Consider the following 16025-nt stretch of genomic DNA (forward strand, 5'->3'; position numbering starts at 1 on the left):
GAATTCATGAATAAAATCATACGATATGTTTTTGCTGACCTATTGAGGAATAAAACTATCTTATTCTATACCGTACTACTTTTTGTTTTATCAATCAGTGTATTCAGTATGGAGAATAATTACGAAAAGGGTTTGGTCAGTTTATTAAACATTGTCTTATTTGTTGTTCCTCTAGTCAGCATTGTTTTTTCGAGTATCTATCTGTATAACAGTGCTGAGTTTATAAACTTATTAGTAAGTCAACCCTTGAAAAGGGAGAATATTTGGTTGAGCATCTTTATAGGATTAGCTGGTGCTATCAGTCTTTCTTTTTTCGTAGGGGTAGGAATTCCCATTTTTCTGTATGCCTTTAGTGGATCAGGTTTAACCTTGTTAGGATGTGGTTTACTGTTGTCCGTGATTTTTGTCGCCATCGCGATGTGGACATCAGTTTTGATACGCGATAAGTCCAAAGGTATCGGACTTGCCATTTTACTCTGGTTGTACTTTGGACTATTATTCGATGCATTAGTCTTGTTCCTATTGTTTCAATTTTCCGATTACCCAATCGAAAATATGATGGTTGCCTTATCCATGTTTAATCCCATAGATATCAGTAGGATCTTAATCTTATTGCAATTGGATCTATCGGCTATGATGGGCTATACAGGAGCCATATTTCGAGATTTTTTTGGAACTGGACTGGGCATGGGGATTACCTTATTGGTGATGGTCTTATGGGCCGTTATTCCGCTATTCCTTTCCGTTCGATATTTCAAGAAGAAAGATTTGTAAAAGATAAACTAAACGAATTATCATGATAAAATCAGCCATATTAGAGGTCTATAACATAGAACCTCGTTTAAAACACCCAACCATTTTCGAGCACTTCGATGCTTTGGACTCTGGTGAATCTTTTATCATCAAAAATGACCATGATCCTAAGCCTCTATATTATCAATTATTAGGGGAAAGAGGTAATGGCTTTACTTGGGACTATTTGGAATCAGGGCCGGAGTTATGGCAAGTAAGACTTGCCAAACCAGTAGCTGAGGGAGAGTCTGAAAATATTGGGATAATTGCCGCAAAAGATATTCGAAAAGCTGAACGACTCAAGCAACTGGGAATAGATTTCTGTTGCGGTGGCCAACAATCTATTAAAGATGCCGCTGAGTCCGTAGGACTATCAGAAGAAGATTTACGTGTTCAGCTGAATGAATCTGTTCTGCAGGAAATTCCAAGTACCAAATTGGATTACCAAGATTGGGATATCGATTTTTTGAGCGACTATATTAAACAAGTCCATCATAAATACGTACGTGAGAAAGGACCAATTATTCAAGAGTTGGCAAAAAAAGTTGCTATGCTACATGCAGGTGAACATCCTTCCTTAGTTCGTCTTTCTGATGAATTGGAAGAGTTTCTTTCGGAACTGTATTGCCACCTGGAAAAGGAGGAAAAACAGCTGTTTCCAGCAACTAAGAATCTCCATGAACTGTCGAGCAATCAGGCGAATCAATTAATTGATTTCTTGCGACTGGAGCATGAACATGCAGGAGATGAGTTGAGGAAGTTGCGAAAGATAAGTAAGGATTATCATTTGCCTGCCAATGCTTGCAATTCACACAGTTCATTATTCGAGCAGATCAAAGCCTTTGAGGCCGATTTGTTTCAACATATACATTTAGAGAATAACATCTTGTTTCCAAAGATGATAAAAGCTTACCGAGTACAGATTAGTTAAGTAGCCATGAGGATTAACCAACATACGAAGATTTCCGAATTGATCAAGGCCAATGAATTGGCTATTGATGCCATTGCCTCGATCGCTAAGCCATTGCGTAAAATAAAAATCCCGTTATTGCGTAAGGTATTGACGCCTCGGGTCAATATCGGTGAAGCATCGAAAATTGCTGGTGTTTCAATTATGGAATTTCGACGTGTGTTGGAGCCTCTTGGTTTCATTTGGGAGGATACTAGTCAATCTTCTCCTGTGGAGGTACAAGAGGAATCTGGTAGACCAGACTGGTTGAAAAAAACAAATTCCTTACAAGCTTTGGATGTTAGGCCACTGCTTGATGCCGATAAAGATCCTTTGAAGGATATATTTCAAGCCTATAAGGCATTGCCGCTTCATGGTGTGTTGTATATCATTAATTCCTTTATTCCTATTCCCTTAATCAAAAGATTAGAAGAAAGAGGGGCATTGTGCCATACCGAAAGTGTTAGCAATAATGAATACCACAGTTATTTCTACAAGGCTAAAGAGGATAAAAAAGAAAAATCTAAACCTCAAAATATCACTTTCCTGACCATTGAAGAATTTGAGGAAAAGGCCAAGGCTCTAAATGACTTTAAAAAAATTGAGGTTGATGTGTGTCATTTACCTATGCCTCAACCGATGGAATTAATCTTACATTTCTTAACAGACTTAAATAAGAACGAATATCTATATGTCTTACATAGAAAAGTTCCTTTACATCTTTTAGAAGAATTGGAGGAGTCATCCTTTCAAATCTTCATTTGTGAACCTGTTGAGGGTGATGTCCGCTTATTGATATTTCCTAAAGAATAATTAAAAAATGGCTAATATTTCCATAAATAAGGCCCCAGAAGGATATGCAGTTATTCCATTTTTTATAACAGCGGCCATATTCTTTTTTGCATTCAGCTTATTATTTCAACAGACTGGAAGCCAAATTCTGGGGCATTATTTTCAACCGAGAGTATTAGCGATCGTACATACCCTGGTACTGGGATGGGGAACCATGATCATCCTTGGTGCCGCCTACCAATTGATACCGGTGATCTTTGAAAGAGAACTGAAAACCCCAAGCTTAGCATTTGCCAGCTATATTTGCTTGACCATAGGTACCTGCTTTTTGATACACAGCTTTTGGTCTTTCCAAATCGGGTGGATGATGATCTTAGGTGGAAGCTTTGTATGTATAAGTTCCTATTTGTATTTCATCATTCTCTGGAGGACATTAAGAGATTCGGAACAAGCATTTGAACTGCATCTGTTTTTTATGTTATCCGCTTTTTGGTTTTGTTTTACATGCAGTATTGGTTTATTGTTAGCCATTAATTTGGCGCATCCTTTTATTGAAAAGAGCCATTTGGACATTCTGAAGCTACATGCACATGCAGGCATTGCGGGTTGGTTCTTGCAATTGGTGTTTGGTGCTGCCGCTAAGATGCTCCCTATGTTTTTATTGGGGAAATCCAATAAACGCAATTACCTATTCGCCTCTGTTATCCTCATAAATTTAGGCCTGTTGCTATTCCTCTGGAAGGGCTATAAAGATCAGGTTGATTTGTACTCGCTGCTTTTTGGGGGAATTGTATTTATAGGATTTATCTGCTGGGTATTGTATATTCTGGACTGCTTTAAGCATCGGGCAAGAAAGAAGATTGACATCCCTATGAGGCATGCATTTATTTCCATACTCTGTCTTTTAATGGCTTTTGGGACACTGCCTCTGGTGCTTAAGAACAGCTCAGGACAGTGGATTACCTTATATGCAATTTGGATTTTCCTAGGTTGGATAACCAGTATAATCCTGGGTATGACTTTCAAAACCTTACCCTTTATTATTTGGAATCTACGCTACAAAGGAATGAACGGTATGGCCAATTTGCCTATGCCAAAGGATTTATATAGCCAAGGGCTATTGAACGTCCAGTACTATGTTTTTCTCTTGAGTTTGTTGGCTACCGCCTTGTCCGTAGGATTAAAATTGAGATGGGCTATTAATGCCTGCACTTACCTATGGATCATCCTTGCAGCTAGCTACCTCATCAATGTGTTTAAGGTGCTTTTGCACAAAAGAAAGGTTCAACATGAAAATTGATTTGACATCTGCATATGCTGGGGAACAATTAAAAGCACAGCAAGCGCTAATGATGGTTATGGACCCCGAATTGGGGATAAATATCGTCGATATGGGTTTATTGTACGATTTAGATTTTTCCTCAGCCAACGAAATAAAGGTCGAAATGACTTTATCATCCCCCTATTGTCCCATGGGAGATTCTATCCTTTCAGGGGTAGAGAAATGCCTTCAAAAAGTCTTTCCCGATCGAGAAATTATCATCGACTTGGTTTGGCAGCCAGCTTGGTCTATTGATCGGATGAGTGATGAGGGCAAGGAACAATTGAATATTAAATAAGAATAATTTGACTTTAAGAACAATGCTATGAAAAAATTAGTTTATGTCATCTGTCTGAGCATCACTGCTCTATTTATGGGCTCCTGCGATAAAGAAGAAGCCTTAGAATTACCATTACAAGGAAAAGTAAAAGTAGGTGAAACGACTCTTGCTACCGGCGAACTGTTAAGTATATATTCGGATAATGAGCTCTCGGTAGGATACCATCCATTATATTTTCAATTGACTAAAGACGGTAAAACCGTGCGTAATGATAAGCTCAGTTTCACCACGCTTATGGACATGGGCACCATGAAGCATGCTTCTCCATATGGTACTTTAGCTTACTCCAATCAATATGATGCCTATGCGACCTACGCCATATTTACCATGCCTTCAGGAGAATCCGGTTCGTGGACTTTGGAGGTGAAAGCGGACGATAAAACCATCGCGGTTCCGGTTATTATTAAACCAGCAACAGCAGGAAATGTACCGGTAAAGACTATTACAGCGAAAGATGGATCACGATATGTATTGGCATTGGTTGAACCATCAAAACCTAAAATTGGATTGAATGATTTACATGTCATGATTTTCAAACGCTCCAGTATGTTTGATTTTCCAGCTATGGAAGGTTTGACTTTGGCATTTCATCCAGAAATGACCTCCATGAATCATGGGTCAAGTAACAATCAAAATCCTGTAGACGCAGGAAAAGGCCTTTATAAAGGCAAAGTAAACTACAGCATGACTGGTGATTGGCGTCTGTTCTTCACGATCCATAAAGGAGGTGAATTACTGGCCGAAGAGGTGTACTTAGATGTGTTGTTCTAAGTTTATCCCAATTAATACATGATTTAATTAACAGAAATAATTTAGTGCTATGAGAGCTATTCCATCTATATTCCTTTGTGTAGCAGCATTGTGTAGCATGCATGCAGTTGCACAAGAGCATAAGCATAACGATACAATGAAAAACATTCAGATTGAAGAGGTTCTAGTTACTAGCCAAGTCGGAATAAACAAGCGATTGGAACAAGAACAACGAGCTTCCAAACAAGCGAATATTGATCAAGTATTAGATCGCATTGCTGGAGTGCAAATGATTCGTCGAGGGAATTATGCATGGGAACCAACCATACGCAGTTTAAATGCCGCGCAGATAAATTTGAGTATAGATGGAATGGCAATCTTTGGCGCTTGTACGGATAGAATGGATCCGGTAAGCTCTTATATTGAACCCAGTAATTTACAACAGATCAATGTGAATCTGGGTCCTGGATTTAGTAATTATGGTTCTGCTATCGGGGGAGGTATTGACTTTAAGCTTGCCAATCCAAAATTGACAGAATCAGCCCAATTAAATGGTCTTTTGGGAACTGGTTATGAAACAAATTCCCAAGCATTTCAAACCCTCGCTTCCCTGCAATACAGCACAGCACGATATGGCCTTTTGGTAAATGGTATTTTCCGAAAAGCTCAAAACTATCGTGCAGCAAAACAAGCTGAAATTGCTAACTCCCAATTTCAAAAATGGAATGCCTCTGCGGCTTTTAAATATAAAATCAATTCCAAGAATGAGATTCAAGCACAATACTTAGCTGATTATGGTCAGGATATTGGCTATCCAGCCCTAACGATGGATGTGTCATTTGCCAATGCAAATATTGCTTCCATTACCCATGTCTATCAGCCAACAGTTGATGGAATGGACTTAATAAAAACCAAGGTATATTTCAATCATATTGATCATGCCATGGACGATACGAAGAGACCGGCGGAGACCGTGCCTATGCATATGGATATGCCTGGCGTGTCTTGGACAGCAGGTTTTTATTCAGAGTCAGGAAAATCTATTGGTAAGCATAAACTTCAAGCACGGGTCAGTGCTTATGTCAATCGACTGACTGCAAATATGACCATGTATCCGGAAACTGGTAGTCCTATGTTCATGTTTACTTTGCCCGACGTTCAACGTGGATTTATAAGTTTAGATGTTTCGGATAGAATATTATCCTCTGATAAATGGTCTATCGATCTTTTAGGTAATTATAGCTTCTCACATTCTGATTTATATAGTCAGGCTGGAAAAGATCAATTGTCGGGAATGAAAGAAGGAAGCTTAACACGCTCAAATCATCTTGGCAATGTTGCTGTAACGACACATTTCCAAGCAAATGAAAACTGGCATTTGATGGCTAAAGTAGGCTTTGCAAATCGTAGTGCTTCCTTGCAGGAATACTATGGTTTCTACCTCTTTAATCGATTGGATAATTACGATTACCTAGGCAATGTAGATTTGAAAACAGAGAAAGCCTTACAGTCAAGCTTAGGGATGACTTTTAAAAAGGATATTTGGCAGATTGAAGCCAATGGTTTCCATTATTTTTTCCGGGATTATATCGCGGGCCTAATTAATCCAGATTATGGTTTGATGACCATTGGAGCAAGCGGTGTAAAGCAATACCAGAATTTGGACCATGCTGCTTTATATGGTGGAGAGGTATCATTTCGGGTTAAACCCTTATCCTATTTAGAGCTAATCAGTACATTGGCTTATACCGAAGGTAAAGATCATGATGGAAATGCCTTGCCGCTAATTGCCCCATTAACCAATAATAACAGCCTCTTATTGAATTATAAAGGCTGGAATGCACAGCTTGACTTGTCCTATTTTGCAGCTCAAAATAAGGTAAGTCCAGCATTATATGGTGATTCAAAAACTCCATCAGCAACACTTTTACATGCTGGCATCAGGAAACAATTTGCATGGAAGCAACAGCGTATTACTTCTAGTTTTCGAGTAGAAAATATCTTGGATCGTTATTATTTTAGACATCAAGATATCATGAAGATTGCCAGACCAGGTCGCAACTTTATAGCGCAGATATCTGTGTCTTTTTAAGATCATTTTTTATAATTCTATCGCTTTATGTTTGCCCTCATAAATAAATAGGTTATTGTTGGTTAGCTTTATGTAATTCCTTGGAATTCTATCGCTTAACACAAAAAATCTATTACTATGAGAAACGTCATAAAGCGTGATGGAACATTTGAATCTTTTCAGGCTTTTAAAATTGAGGATGCCATAAAAAAGGCATTCGAGAGTGTATCTGTGCCCTATGATGATGAAGTTTTCCTAAGCCTTCAATCTGAAATTTTCGCCAGCGATTTATTGGATGTGGAAGATATACAAGATGCCATAGAAAAGAAGCTCTATGCATTCAGTTATTTTCCCGTAATGCGCTCTTTTATGCTTTTTCGGCATACCCGAAAGTTGCAAAGAGAACATATCGATCGTTTCGTTGATTCCAGTACCTATGTGGACAGTAGCCATGCTGTAGAAGAATATATTTATCAGCACGACTGGCGAATACAAGCCAATGCCAATAACTCCTTTTCCAATGCCGGATTGGTAAACAATACTGCAGGAAAGATTATTGCCAATTATTGGTTAGACAAAGTCTATAATCGACTGGAAGGGCATGCGCATCGAAATGCGGATATCCATATACATGATTTAGATTGTTTGACTGGCTATTGTGCCGGTTGGAGTCTTCGTGTTTTATTAGATGAAGGATTTAACGGGGTTCGTGGTCGTGTAGACAGTAAGCCTGCTTCGCATTTTCGGGAAGCCTTAGGACAGATGGCCAACTTCCTTGGAATCTTACAGAGTGAGTGGGCCGGCGCGCAGGCCTTCAGCTCCTTCGATACGTATTTAGCTCCTTATGTCTTCAAAGATCAATTAAATCAGATTGCGGTTAAGAAGGCTATCCGGAGCTTTGTTTATAATTTGAATGTTCCGGCACGTTGGGGGCAATCGCCATTTACCAATATTACCCTGGACTGGGTGGTACCACAAGATTTACAAGATCAGATACCCACAAAGAATGGTCAACATTTATTCCGTGGACTCGACATGCCGCACTTGGAGCGGATTGCGCATGAACGTGGTGTCATTAACCTGGAAGATCTATGCTATAAACATTTCCAAAAGGAAATGAATATGATCAACAAAGCATTCTATGAAGTCATGACTGAAGGAGATGCGAATGGTCAACCCTTTACCTTTCCCATACCAACGGTAAACATCACAGAGGATTTTGATTGGGATGGTGAAAACGTAGATATCTTATTTGAAAATACAGCCAAGATTGGGTCCTCTTATTTCCAAAACTTTATTGGTAGTCAATACCTGATGAACGATGCAGGGGAGCGGATTGAGAACCCTGAGGCTTATAAGCCCAATGCCGTGAGAAGCATGTGCTGCCGTTTACAGCTAGACCTTAGGGAATTACTTAAACGTGGTAATGGTCTATTTGGAAGCGCTGAAATGACCGGTAGTATTGGAGTGGTAACCATCAATATGGCTCGACTGGGGTATTTATATCCAGGAAAACGTGAAGAGCTCTATAAGCGAATTGATGAACTGCTGTTAATAGGAAAGTCCACACTTGAAAAGAAACGCAAGTTTATCCAAGAGATGTATGACAATGGTCTTTATCCCTATACCAAGCGCTATTTACCACATTTCAGAAATCACTTCTCTACCATTGGCGTCAATGGTATGAATGAAATGATCCGAAATTACACTTTTGATCAGGAAAATTTGGTAAGTCCTTGGGGGATTAACTTTGCTACGGAAATATTAGAATACATCCGCACCAAGTTACGTAGTTTCCAAGAAGAGACCGGCAATTTATATAATCTAGAAGCAACCCCTGCCGAAGGAACTACCTATCGTTTTGCTAAGGAAGATAAGAAGCGATTCCCCGACATCCTACAAGCGGGTCAGGAACAGAATATTTATTATACCAACAGTTCTCAAATCCCGGTAGACCATACCGATGATCCTTTTGAGGCGCTGTTGCTGCAAGATCAACTCCAATGCAAATATACCGGAGGGACGGTCTTGCACTTATATATGCGTGAAAAGATTAGCACCTCAGATGCTTGTAAAGACTTTGTCCGTACGGTATTAAGTAATTTCCGCTTACCCTATATTACTGTTACCCCTGTTTTCAGTATTTGTCCTGTACACGGCTATCTCAATGGAGAACATGAATATTGTCCAAAATGTGACGATGAAATCCTTAATAAACATAATTTAAATTTTGATCATGGAAACATTACAGAATGAAAGACTGCAAATTCTGCAGCAGCAACAACAAGAACGGAGTAAATGTTTGGTGTACACCCGCGTGATGGGTTATCATCGACCTGTAGAAAGTTTTAATATTGGTAAACAGGGCGAGCATAAGCAGCGGACTTTATTTAATGAAAGGCATGGCCAAACCGCTTTTTGATATAAGCCCCTTTACCTTATTAGATTACCCCAATAAAGCAGCCTGCATCTTCTGGTTTGCAGGCTGCAATATGCGTTGCCTATATTGTTATAACCCAGATATTGTTTTAGGAAAAGGTAAGATTGGGATCGATGAAGCTAAGCTATTTCTACAATCCAGAAGAGGATTGCTTCAAGCGGTGGTTTTTTCCGGTGGGGAATGCAGTATGCACCCTGATCTTATGAAGTTGGCTAAGATAGCTAAGGAAATGGGCTACCTCATTAAGGTGGATACCAATGGAACCCGACCTAAGGTTTTGAAAGCGATGTACGAGGAAGGTTTATTGGATTATGTAGCCTTGGACTTTAAAGCCTTATCTCCGAAATATAAGGAAATTACCCTATTTGACGACTTTAAGTCATTTGAGCAAAGTCTTGAGTTTTTAATTTCTACTAGATTAACTTTTGAAGTTCGTACTACTGTGCATGGACAATTGCTGTCAAATGATGATTTGCAGGAGATGTTGTTTTTCCTAGAAGGAAAAGGATATGTTGGAAACTACTACCTACAAGCGGCCTTAAATAATGTGAAAACATTATCCGATTTAAGCTATTCTTCCTTCGGAAAGGAAAAAATTAACTTTTCTTCTAGGAACATCCAAGTCATTATTCGCGCCTAGTAGGGATATGAGCTAAAATTAGGAAAAATAGTGCCTTATTAGCTGTTTAAACACATTTTATTTATTACTAAAACTTTTTTTATTGGCACTTAATTTGTTTTGATTGAAGAAAATTTTTTCAAAACAAATCACTATGAAACGCAATTACTTTATTTTGCTCTTATCTGCCATTGCCCTTTTCTTTTCAGCAAGCTGTTCTAAGGATAGCGATGGTGAAGATTTAAAAAACGCCACGCATAAGGCCGTTATTTATTCACCCGCTGTAGGCTTACAACGATTTACTGATAGTAAGGTTTTCCTTAGCGAAGCGCCTTTTGAAAAGTATGAAAATTTTACCCCTTTAAAATCATTGAATCTACCAGCGAACCGTACCGTAAATGATTCGGTAGTCTTTAATGTTAGCGATTATGTTGGTAAAACAATATATGTTGTTGCTCTCCGCAAAAAATTACTTTCCGATGGGTATTACAGCATCACCAGTACAACCTCTCAACCCTTGAAGAACATCAAGTTCACCGTAGTAGAAGATAAACCAGTTTATCAAGTAGCATTTGTTACTGCTGAGCCTAGTACAAAAACTTATACTGCTGATAAGGCTAATCTAACCTTGAAGGTTAAAAAAGGATCTTCGCCAGTTTCAAATCGTGAAGTTTATTGGTATGGTACGACTCAGCTTTGGAATGATCAACATAAGGCTTTAATCGAAAAAGAATATAAAGATAATGGCCGTGTCGCTGCCACACTGATGAATAGAACCGATGCTGATGGGTTGTTAAAAATAGGTATTCCAGTGAATGAAGCTGGAACAGTGAAAAACGGAGATAAGGTTGTCAATAACAACGAACATGTTTTCTTCGTTATGGAAGCAGGAAAAGTAAAAGAAATTATTGTCAATGTGGATAACCTTGTTTTATCAAAAACACTTAGTTTTTAATCCATTTGAACTTCTTAAATCTTCCATTTTATTTCATCTAATGGAAGCTTTTTTACATACCTGTGTAGGGATTACGAAGGAAATAACAAAAGAAGGAAAAGAATTCAATCTGTCATAAAAAAGCAATAAGCATGCTATACTAGCGTTCTGCATTCTATACAGTATTGTAAACAGAAAATACTTGAACGCACAGCTGTTTATTTAGCCTTGACTGTTCAGATTATATAAATACAACAACCTTCAAACCTGATTAGGGCATCATTCTAAGCAGAATCTGTTTGTTTTGTAAGGATATTGATGAAAAGAACTTAACCCAAAGGATTTTTGGTACAAGTTGTGTTAAAGTATAGTAACATATTAACAGAACATAAACACTTAATTATTACTTCTATGGATTCTAAACTGCAATCAATTTTAAGTTATTTGGGAATTTTATGGTTAGTTGCCTATTTCATGGGTAAAGATCAACGTGATGACTTTAGTCGCTTCCATTTAAAACAAGGTCTAGGTTTAATTATTTTTTCCTTCATCTTTTCTATTGCCTTAGGAATAATTGCTGCAATTGTTCCAGCAATCGGCATTTTTGTGAACATTGCTAGTATATTGATATTGGTTCTTTTGGTTATCGGAATTATGAATGCTGCCAATGGTAAAATGAAACCACTTCCAATTATTGGAGATTATTTTAGTAACTCCTTTAAGTTTATTGATCAGAATTAATTGATCAACAAAAGAGGTATTAGTAAGGTGTTAGGGCTTTCATGAAAATGACAGATTTAATAAACGGTTTCATTTTTATTTTAGGTTTAGGACTACTTGTAGCAAGTATTTTTCTATTCTTAAGAACGCAGAAGTTCATGCAATCAGCCATCCGTACGGATGCGATCTTGATTGAAAATAAAATGGTACAGGCCAGTGATAGGGATAATAAATCTGGCTCATGGATGTACCAACCGGTATTGGAATATGAAGTCAATGGAAAGAAATTGACCTTTTCACCTAATGTAAAATCGAATCCTCCACAATATAATTTAAACGAAAGAGTACCGGTGATGTATGACCCTAATGTCCCTGACAAAGCGCAGATCATTGGGTATTATCATCTATTCTTAGGGAGCATCATCTGTATGGTTTTTGGACTCCCTATGTTCGTGACGACCTTAGGTTATTTCTTGTTTAAATTCGGAGTCATTTAAATTAATTGATAAAGTCATGTCAGAACTATATTCATTATTTGTGAAAGTAAAAATAAGTAAGGATCAATTACATAAGTTCAAATCCTCTCGTCCTGTTGCTCCGGCACTGAACAGTTCTTGGACCAATTGGTGGGACAGTCGCGAAATGTATGATAAGCATGCCTTACAAGTTGTTCAATCTTACCATGCCGATAGTTATGGACAGATTATACAGGAAATAATTGACGAAAAATTCTCGGGAAGCCAAGATTTATATGATCCACATTCAGGTACCTGGTATTTTTATGTGCTTCAATTCAGTGAGAATTATCAAGAAATTATTCCCATGATGGCTATGTTGAAGGATCTAGCACATTATTTAGAACCTGAGGCTACTGGACATGCTTTCTTGTATGACTACATGTGGGAAAGTAAAGAAGTGATGTTTGAAATAACATATCAAAATAAAGAAGCTAAATTAACTTCAGCTGCAAGAACGGGGCAATTACCGTCTGAAATAGTTACTGAAGCAAACCAAATTTTGGATGATTGGTCAACGGAACTACAGAAGAGATACGAAGACTAATCTTAATCCCAATACTTCACATTCATGATAGAAATAAAACTTCTCTTCTTTATTTTGGGTAGCTTCTTTATGCTGGAGCAGCCAAATCTGTTTGCGGAGAAGGTCAAGGTGTATTTGGATCCTGTAAAGAAAGAAGTGCGAATTGAACAATATGGTTTATTGAGCTCTGAGATCGAATCTGAGATCGCCAAAACAGAGGAATATCGGAAAGTAAAAAACAACCAAATTAATTGGGTAAAAGAAACGGAATCATTCACGAATAAACGTGTGGAATGGCATCTTTCGGATAAGGAACCCAAATTGGTTATTCATTTCAATTATACTAACCCTGTTGACCTAGAAGCTATGGGTATTTATGCCAAGGATGATGAGATTTCGGTATTTGAATATGAAAACATGAAAATCCTTGCTGGTAAACCAACAGAAGAAGAAAACTTTGTGACATTTAATAATAAGGAATTAATTGCTTTTGAACTGACCTTTCAAGTCGAGAATTTTGTTGAAATAAAGGAAGGGAAAAAACTAATTCGAAACGATTTGCGAGGCAAGCCGCTATTTGGAAGGAAATCAGATGATTTTAGAGGCCGATTATTTCAAATCGCTGAAAATAAAGGTCAATTCCCAACAGCCATTAAAAATGGAAATACTTTTCTCTTGGACGAAGAAAGCAACAAGTTGACATTTGCTGATGATAGTAAGGGGGTGATGGATTTCTTGGATAATAATCAAATCCGAGTTCAAGTATGGAGACCCAATAGTAAAACTGCTCCATTTCAAGAAGAAGATCAAATTTATACTTATGAGTTCGATAATCTCCTTTTAAAACTTACTCCAATAACCAAAGGAAATCAGCCTCAAAAGAATAAAGAGGGCTACTATTTTGTGGGAATTAATTAAGGAATTTTATTAAACTGCTTTTTGGAAACGATTCTTTATTTCCTGATTAACTTCACTTAGACGAAGGTAGATCGGTAATAGGGAAAACAAAGATACTGCTGTGATAATTGGGAAACGAAGCAAGTCTTCATCTACGAAATATAGTAGAATTACACCTATCATTATAGACATAATCATAGCTCCCCCAGCCAAAAGACATAATAAACACTTCCGCTTAGTAGTAAGTTCTGTTAACGTATTTGTAGCTAGACTTTGCTGTCTCATTTGTAGTCCTATGGGTTAATATCTTGTTTGTTTGGCTTTAAAGCAGCTTTTTTTGTAGTTAATCAGCTACTTTTTGCATTGGCTAACTTAGAAATAAAAATTAATATTTTCAATAACATTTGTTAAAAACTTAATAAAGTTAGCTTCGAAACAACTAAAATATTAACTAGCGTGCTCGATAAAACTATTTAGCACAGCTAAAATAAATGCTATTAAAGAATAGGATCTAAGTAAGACCAAGTAAAAAATAACCAAAGCATACAGAACAAAACATGAATTACCGTTTCTAAGGTTTGCCCTTTCCATAGAGATGGAGAGTATACAAATAGTTGAAATATAAAACGTATACCCCAGAATATCGCAATCCCAAGACAGATTCTGTGACCAAGTTCTCCCTCGATCAACAGGTGGGAAGAGGTCAAGCTTAATAGTCCAAGCAAAAACAATAACAAAGCAATAAAGAAAGTATGCACTTTCATTATCTGACTATTCAAGAGAGATAGCCTTGGTAATTCTGCCTCCCAGTTAAATTTTCTAGGAAAACCAAAATGTAGGAGCGCTAGAAGTATTTGTAATGCTCCGGAGAGTTTAATGGCTAGTTCCATATTTTTTCAGTTTATAAGTGGTTATAAGCCCATATTGTTTAGTTGCATTTACCAAAATTAACGCAGCTTCTTTAAAGATTCTACGCCATTGCCGATCCGAATAAAAATGTAGAAAACCAATCTGATAGGCTAGAAAATTCAGCCAATCTCTTCGATGTTCCATGACGACAATTTGCCCTTCAGGTTTCAATACACGCTTCAATTCCTTAAAAAACTCGACCCTCTCCTCTTCGTTTCTGATTTCATGAGCAGCAAAAATGACGAGTATGCAATCAAAGGAATTGTTTTGATAACTTAAGTTTAAAGGATTTACAGCTTTACAAAGCGGATGGTTGGGATACCTTTTCCTTGCTCGCTTAATGGATACCTCACGATGTTTTAAAGGGTCATAAAAATCCGCTATAGTGAGGTTTGCCGATGGGAATTTTGATTGAATAAGTGCACTGGTTTCATCAAATCCGGCATGTATATTAAGAACTTGTTTATTATCCAAATGCTCAATTAAGGGAAATGAATATAAATCGGTTCGATCATATATCCAATAAGAAACGATCAAGGAAATAACGGATGATATAGTAACAAAGGCTAGGAGATATACTTTCCAAGGTTGAAACTGGAAAGGAAATAGGTGAGCAAAAGCGACCGCTAGAACAATAAATAGCAGAAGGATGGCATAATAGTGCCAATTGAACAATAGGATGTTCCATACGCCTTGAAATGGCTTTCGTTTTATTTCCAATTTTCCCTCCTTCCTTTTTTCCATGAATAGGGAATATCTCGAATGATGAACGCGTTTGCTAACTGTCCATGATCTAAACTTCTTTGTTTTAGAAACCCAAACTCCCAGGTTTTCACTTCAACTGGTTGGGGTGTCCAGTTGTTTCGTATTCCCTCAACAATACTTATTATTCCAGCCTGAGCATTCACATAAAAGGTAAATGGAAGTGGACCAGCATAGCGACGAGCGGTTTTCCAGTCTGGAAAAGGGGATCCAGCCGGGAGACTTAAATCCATTTGATGATGGTTTATATCTACCTTAATATCCGAAGCTTTAGACTGTACCAAAATGGACTCTTCATTCTCCTGAAAGGAGATATCAATCTTTTCATAACCATAATGGGTCATCAGATTTCCCATTTTCGTCATTAGGGCACTATCTGTTTCTGATTTTAAGATATATAATCCCCTTAGACGCTTGCCCGCTGCGGTTTTGTATTGTACAAAAATGCGGTAGCCTATCAGAAAGAAATCACTACCGGTCCACTTTGGAAAACCCTTCAACCGAAGATCCTTGGTTTGTACCATGGCGACAGCAACAAATGCCCACTTATCTTCATAACAATCCAAAACCAAAGGCTTTGGAATAAGATTTTCTAATTCTGCCTTTGGAAAGGCAAAAGTCAGAACTAATGAATAGTTGAAATGTGCTTCAATAGCAAATGGGTGCTGTTTTAGGAAATCCATAGGCT

At 37.7% G+C, this 16025-nt stretch carries 18 protein-coding genes; 15 read left to right on the top strand and 3 right to left on the bottom strand.

What is annotated here, in order from left to right:
- The first annotated feature begins 6 nt into the window (after positions 1–6).
- From ABD676_RS14275 to ABD676_RS14345, 15 genes are all read left to right on the top strand, one after another.
- Positions 7–774 carry an ABC transporter permease subunit gene (locus ABD676_RS14275; RefSeq protein WP_344675397.1) on the top strand — a complete coding sequence of 256 codons (768 nt, stop codon included), beginning with the start codon at positions 7–9 and terminating at the stop codon, positions 772–774.
- 22 nt (positions 775–796) lie between these two features.
- Positions 797–1723: an iron-sulfur cluster repair di-iron protein gene (gene ric, locus ABD676_RS14280; protein ID WP_344675398.1), complete on the top strand. Its 927-nt coding sequence runs from the start codon at positions 797–799 to the stop codon at positions 1721–1723.
- Between the two features lie 6 nt (positions 1724–1729).
- Positions 1730–2554, top strand: a complete 825-nt coding sequence (locus ABD676_RS14285) for a DUF2249 domain-containing protein (protein ID WP_344675399.1) — start codon at positions 1730–1732, stop codon at positions 2552–2554.
- Between the two features lie 7 nt (positions 2555–2561).
- Positions 2562–3833 carry a hypothetical protein gene (locus ABD676_RS14290; protein WP_344675400.1) on the top strand — a complete coding sequence of 424 codons (1272 nt, stop codon included), beginning with the start codon at positions 2562–2564 and terminating at the stop codon, positions 3831–3833.
- Positions 3823–4152 carry a metal-sulfur cluster assembly factor gene (locus ABD676_RS14295; protein ID WP_344675401.1) on the top strand — a complete coding sequence of 110 codons (330 nt, stop codon included), beginning with the start codon at positions 3823–3825 and terminating at the stop codon, positions 4150–4152. The genes ABD676_RS14290 and ABD676_RS14295 overlap by 11 nt, the downstream gene beginning before the upstream one ends.
- 27 nt (positions 4153–4179) lie before the next feature.
- Positions 4180–4965 carry a hypothetical protein gene (locus ABD676_RS14300; protein ID WP_344675402.1) on the top strand — a complete coding sequence of 262 codons (786 nt, stop codon included), beginning with the start codon at positions 4180–4182 and terminating at the stop codon, positions 4963–4965.
- Between the two features lie 97 nt (positions 4966–5062).
- Positions 5063–7036, top strand: coding sequence for a TonB-dependent receptor (locus ABD676_RS14305; RefSeq protein WP_344675403.1), 1974 nt, complete (start codon positions 5063–5065; stop codon positions 7034–7036).
- Between the two features lie 117 nt (positions 7037–7153).
- Positions 7154–9271 (top strand): ribonucleoside triphosphate reductase, encoded by a 2118-nt coding sequence (locus ABD676_RS14310; RefSeq protein WP_344675404.1) that lies wholly within the window; start codon positions 7154–7156, stop codon positions 9269–9271.
- Positions 9252–9437 carry an anaerobic ribonucleoside-triphosphate reductase gene (gene nrdD, locus ABD676_RS14315; RefSeq protein WP_344675405.1) on the top strand — a complete coding sequence of 62 codons (186 nt, stop codon included), beginning with the start codon at positions 9252–9254 and terminating at the stop codon, positions 9435–9437. Before ABD676_RS14310 ends, nrdD begins: the two co-directional genes overlap by 20 nt.
- Positions 9418–10095 (top strand): anaerobic ribonucleoside-triphosphate reductase activating protein, encoded by a 678-nt coding sequence (locus ABD676_RS14320; RefSeq protein WP_344675406.1) that lies wholly within the window; start codon positions 9418–9420, stop codon positions 10093–10095. Before nrdD ends, ABD676_RS14320 begins: the two co-directional genes overlap by 20 nt.
- Positions 10096–10228: 133 nt before the next feature.
- Positions 10229–11029: a hypothetical protein gene (locus ABD676_RS14325; RefSeq protein ID WP_344675407.1), complete on the top strand. Its 801-nt coding sequence runs from the start codon at positions 10229–10231 to the stop codon at positions 11027–11029.
- Between the two features lie 390 nt (positions 11030–11419).
- Positions 11420–11749, top strand: coding sequence for a DUF4870 domain-containing protein (locus ABD676_RS14330; protein WP_344675409.1), 330 nt, complete (start codon positions 11420–11422; stop codon positions 11747–11749).
- Between the two features lie 47 nt (positions 11750–11796).
- Positions 11797–12225: a DUF3592 domain-containing protein gene (locus tag ABD676_RS14335; protein WP_344675411.1), complete on the top strand. Its 429-nt coding sequence runs from the start codon at positions 11797–11799 to the stop codon at positions 12223–12225.
- Positions 12226–12241: 16 nt separating this feature from the next.
- Complete coding sequence (locus tag ABD676_RS14340; protein WP_344675413.1) at positions 12242–12790, top strand: hypothetical protein; 549 nt, start codon at positions 12242–12244, stop codon at positions 12788–12790.
- A 24-nt stretch (positions 12791–12814) separates the two neighbouring features.
- A complete protein-coding gene (locus tag ABD676_RS14345; RefSeq protein WP_344675415.1) occupies positions 12815–13687 on the top strand; it encodes a hypothetical protein in 873 nt (290 codons plus the stop codon).
- A 9-nt stretch (positions 13688–13696) separates the two neighbouring features.
- Here ABD676_RS14345 and ABD676_RS14350 read toward each other — a convergent pair whose 3' ends face one another.
- The 3 genes from ABD676_RS14350 to ABD676_RS14360 all read right to left on the bottom strand — a co-directional run bounded on the left by ABD676_RS14350 (position 13697) and on the right by ABD676_RS14360 (position 16020).
- Positions 13697–13951: a hypothetical protein gene (locus ABD676_RS14350; RefSeq protein WP_344675416.1), complete on the bottom strand. Its 255-nt coding sequence runs from the start codon at positions 13949–13951 to the stop codon at positions 13697–13699.
- Between the two features lie 588 nt (positions 13952–14539).
- The gene (locus ABD676_RS14355; RefSeq protein WP_344675417.1) at positions 14540–15319 is read right to left on the bottom strand and encodes a class I SAM-dependent methyltransferase; all 780 of its coding nucleotides are present in this window, start codon (positions 15317–15319) and stop codon (positions 14540–14542) included.
- Positions 15286–16020: a DUF2071 domain-containing protein gene (locus tag ABD676_RS14360; RefSeq protein ID WP_344675418.1), complete on the bottom strand. Its 735-nt coding sequence runs from the start codon at positions 16018–16020 to the stop codon at positions 15286–15288. The genes ABD676_RS14355 and ABD676_RS14360 overlap by 34 nt, the downstream gene beginning before the upstream one ends.
- Between the last annotated feature and the right edge of the window lie 5 nt (positions 16021–16025).

Origin of the sequence: Sphingobacterium kyonggiense (assembly GCF_039536825.1) — a bacterium.
Lineage (GTDB): Bacteria > Bacteroidota > Bacteroidia > Sphingobacteriales > Sphingobacteriaceae > Sphingobacterium > Sphingobacterium kyonggiense.

Bases quoted from the DNA above. Each gene is read 5' to 3' on its own strand.
- ABD676_RS14275 (WP_344675397.1), top strand. From the start codon at position 7: ATGAATAAAATCATACGATATGTTTTTGCTGACCTATTGAGGAATAAA.
- ric (WP_344675398.1), top strand. From the start codon at position 797: ATGATAAAATCAGCCATATTAGAGGTCTATAACATAGAACCTCGTTTA.
- ABD676_RS14285 (WP_344675399.1), top strand. From the start codon at position 1,730: ATGAGGATTAACCAACATACGAAGATTTCCGAATTGATCAAGGCCAAT.
- ABD676_RS14290 (WP_344675400.1), top strand. From the start codon at position 2,562: ATGGCTAATATTTCCATAAATAAGGCCCCAGAAGGATATGCAGTTATT.
- ABD676_RS14295 (WP_344675401.1), top strand. From the start codon at position 3,823: ATGAAAATTGATTTGACATCTGCATATGCTGGGGAACAATTAAAAGCA.
- ABD676_RS14300 (WP_344675402.1), top strand. From the start codon at position 4,180: ATGAAAAAATTAGTTTATGTCATCTGTCTGAGCATCACTGCTCTATTT.
- ABD676_RS14305 (WP_344675403.1), top strand. From the start codon at position 5,063: ATGCATGCAGTTGCACAAGAGCATAAGCATAACGATACAATGAAAAAC.
- ABD676_RS14310 (WP_344675404.1), top strand. From the start codon at position 7,154: ATGAGAAACGTCATAAAGCGTGATGGAACATTTGAATCTTTTCAGGCT.
- nrdD (WP_344675405.1), top strand. From the start codon at position 9,252: ATGGAAACATTACAGAATGAAAGACTGCAAATTCTGCAGCAGCAACAA.
- ABD676_RS14320 (WP_344675406.1), top strand. From the start codon at position 9,418: ATGGCCAAACCGCTTTTTGATATAAGCCCCTTTACCTTATTAGATTAC.
- ABD676_RS14325 (WP_344675407.1), top strand. From the start codon at position 10,229: ATGAAACGCAATTACTTTATTTTGCTCTTATCTGCCATTGCCCTTTTC.
- ABD676_RS14330 (WP_344675409.1), top strand. From the start codon at position 11,420: ATGGATTCTAAACTGCAATCAATTTTAAGTTATTTGGGAATTTTATGG.
- ABD676_RS14335 (WP_344675411.1), top strand. From the start codon at position 11,797: ATGACAGATTTAATAAACGGTTTCATTTTTATTTTAGGTTTAGGACTA.
- ABD676_RS14340 (WP_344675413.1), top strand. From the start codon at position 12,242: ATGTCAGAACTATATTCATTATTTGTGAAAGTAAAAATAAGTAAGGAT.
- ABD676_RS14345 (WP_344675415.1), top strand. From the start codon at position 12,815: ATGATAGAAATAAAACTTCTCTTCTTTATTTTGGGTAGCTTCTTTATG.
- ABD676_RS14350 (WP_344675416.1), bottom strand. From the start codon at position 13,951: ATGAGACAGCAAAGTCTAGCTACAAATACGTTAACAGAACTTACTACT.
- ABD676_RS14355 (WP_344675417.1), bottom strand. From the start codon at position 15,319: ATGGAAAAAAGGAAGGAGGGAAAATTGGAAATAAAACGAAAGCCATTT.
- ABD676_RS14360 (WP_344675418.1), bottom strand. From the start codon at position 16,020: ATGGATTTCCTAAAACAGCACCCATTTGCTATTGAAGCACATTTCAAC.